Raw genomic sequence first — 374 nt, forward strand, 5'->3', positions numbered from 1 at the left:
CCGAGTACTAATAATGAAGCATGCCGTTATCGGCACAACCATATTTTTTGTGATATATCTAAATATATTAGAGCAAAAAATCAAACGTATTTAACTCTTATTTTTATTTGATGATTCAAGGAGGCAAGAGGGCGAAACCCTCCCCTCCATGAGTGTGTTTAAGTGAATTTACAAAACTCTTTTAATCGAATTTGTCACTAACACCATTACTATTTATGTCCTTATAAGCGTCTGATGTTCCAGGAAGTACATGTCGATCCTTATTATGGCTAAAATCAGATTTAAAAGAATCAGAATGAGAATACAGCATTTCCAACGCATCGTTAACCGCATCATAATCGGAGTCATTCAAAAAATAAGAACTACATGGATAC

The 374-nt window shown here is 34.2% G+C and carries 1 protein-coding gene; it reads right to left on the reverse strand.

The window, feature by feature from the left end; all coding sequences use genetic code 11:
- Positions 1 to 181: 181 nt before the first annotated feature.
- Positions 182 to 374, reverse strand: a 193-nt coding sequence (locus tag AW165_RS19995; RefSeq protein ID WP_212823947.1) for a hypothetical protein, incomplete at its 5' end; no start/stop codon positions are given.

Source organism: Acinetobacter sp. LMB-5 (assembly GCF_001541635.1).
In the GTDB taxonomy this organism is placed as follows: Bacteria; Pseudomonadota; Gammaproteobacteria; order Pseudomonadales; family Moraxellaceae; genus Acinetobacter; species Acinetobacter pittii.